Annotated in this window: 1 protein-coding gene; it reads right to left on the bottom strand. The window is 37.5% G+C overall.

Annotated features, from left to right (window positions below; translation table 11 throughout):
- Positions 1-1,350: 1,350 nt before the first annotated feature.
- On the bottom strand, positions 1,351-1,785 hold the full coding sequence (locus A8B35_RS22955) for a hypothetical protein (protein WP_075604142.1): 435 nt from the start codon (positions 1,783-1,785) through the stop codon (positions 1,351-1,353).
- Positions 1,786-1,837: the final 52 nt, after the last annotated feature.

The raw sequence follows: 1,837 nt of genomic DNA, 5'->3' as shown, positions 1-1,837 counted from the left end.
GTAATGGCTCGCATATGGCTTGTAAGGCGGTGAAATTGGTAAATAAGTAATCAAGTTGCCCATGAGCCTTAACGTTTGGTTTGCCCACTAAATTAAGATTTATACGCGTCAAAGCAAATGCTTATGGCGGTGTTGGCGGTAAAATAGAACGCATCTAAGAGAGCAAAGGCCGCCTTATGAGCTATATGTATTGTTATGCCCTGGTGTCTTCTGGTTTGTCTTTCTATCTACTCATCTGAATGATTGACGATTTTGGTCTGGCTGGAACAAAAGTCCTAAAAAAATCCGTTTGTGTTTTAATCCCCGAGAGCAGAGTTTGGATCGGAGAGGGCGGGAGTCAGTCCGTAATCGACAATCAACTTACATCGGTACAAAGCTTGGCTAACGGAAAGGTTGCCAGTGTGTGATAATCTGTTGGCGTATCGTGTTTCTCCTCCGTGCGCTCTGTTTTCTAGCTGAACGCCGTTGTGATTGAAACGATATCGTCCTCTTTGTTTAAATCCTCCGAGCGTTTCCACTTATCGAACTGAACTGAGGTTTGGGCGTGAATGAAATGTATCTAATCTTTAATCATAGCGAAAGGCCTTTTAAATCCTGTTGACCGTGCGTTAGCCAATCCTCCGAAACGAGTGTGTGGCAAGCGTATTGGTTTGGTAATAAGCTGTCAGAATGAAATTTGCCCCTCTAATCGTGGCGACGTTGCGAAAGTAGATTTTTGCCTAAAACACAGCGTTTTCTAAAAATCGAGCTGCGCTCGTACCGGAATGGATTGAGTTGACCTGCGATAAATTTTTCCAGTTATCAAAATGAAGTGGCGTAATCAGAACGAAACCTCTTTGCTCTCGCACTCTCGTATCGTAAATTAATGCGTTGTCGGAATGAGATTATCTATCGAAAAGGTGAGGGTGGAGTTGTTTTATTCTCGTTGGTGGTGCTTGTTTTTTTGTCTTTTTTTTACTTGGGCATAACGGCTCGTATAAGAATAGTAGCCGATTGCGAGCTTCTTTCCTGTCAAAATACACAAAAGTTGAAGCGGGCTACAACCCTTAAATTTACTACTGTCTCGGCTATTATTTTTATACATTGTTGTGTGCTGGCCTTTATTATTTCTTTATCAATTTCTTTCTAAATATTATCAATCCAATAATCAATATGACATTGACGATTATAATAATCTGACATCGGTTTATTGTTGAACATAAATCAATTCCACTAATTGTCGAAATGCAATCGCCAGGATTATCTGTCTCGTATTTTATGCTAACCATTGTATTTATTATTCCAAAAATCAGAACAGGAATACTAATCGTTAAGATTGAAATCAAAATATAGAAAACAGTCTTTTTCATATTAATCATGTGATTCATCGAATTTAGCTACTAAATTTATAGTATCAATTTGAGCCGAATATGCATCTCTGTCAAAATCATTTTGAAATATGTAACCAGAATCCATTTTTGCCCAAACAGCTTTCATATCACCTTGCTCGATAAACATTTCTTGTGTCACGTAATCTTTGACAAATGCACTGTCATTATAAAATTTCGAGTCTTTTATACTTTTAATCAGGTCAGACATTTCTTCTCTTGTCAACTTTATCTCATAAACAATTGCAAAATCTTGCCACATATCCTGATACTCATCCTTTATTACTTCTACGTCTTTGGGGATTTTAATATCAAGTGTCCTTGAAAATCTCTTTTGACTTGAAGTACGATAATCACATTGAGTCAACAAGAAAATCGATGCAAAAATTATTAGATATTTAAAAATCAGCTTAATCATAATCTTTTAGTTCATGTTTTGCAGTCCGTTTGGCTTGCACACAACGTTTGGC

The organism is Saccharicrinis aurantiacus (genome assembly GCF_001660705.2).
In the GTDB taxonomy this organism is placed as follows: Bacteria; Bacteroidota; Bacteroidia; order Bacteroidales; family Marinilabiliaceae; genus Saccharicrinis; species Saccharicrinis aurantiacus.
Note: the sequence above shows the minus strand (reverse complement) of the source record. Positions and strands in the feature narration are given on the sequence as shown.